General features: G+C 35.0%; 1 protein-coding gene. It reads right to left on the reverse strand.

Features of this window, described 5'->3' with window-relative positions; translation table 11 throughout:
- Positions 1-14: 14 nt before the first annotated feature.
- Positions 15-257, reverse strand: a 243-nt coding sequence (locus SB764_RS42205) for an ADP-ribosylglycohydrolase family protein (RefSeq protein ID WP_410867066.1), incomplete at its 5' end; no start/stop codon positions are given.

Here is a 257-nt window from a genome sequence, read left to right on the forward strand (position 1 = left end):
GTACAATGAAGAAGTCAATAGAATACCCATCTCATCGAGTTCACGACAAATCCATCGGGTGGACAATCTGGTTTATTCGTTGCATTTTCCTCATAGCGCGTATTTTTTATTTCTGCTAAAATACTTGATTTTAATTCTTCATTCATTAATAGTCGATAGGCAATTCGATTATAAAGTACACAGGCTTCACTAGCTAAATCATCGTAATGCGTCATTTTGGATCGAGCAACTGAAATTTCTTCGATTTTTTCAAGTTG

It is taken from the genome of Paraburkholderia sp. SIMBA_027 (assembly GCF_046535315.1).
In the GTDB taxonomy this organism is placed as follows: Bacteria; Pseudomonadota; Gammaproteobacteria; order Burkholderiales; family Burkholderiaceae; genus Paraburkholderia; species Paraburkholderia tropica.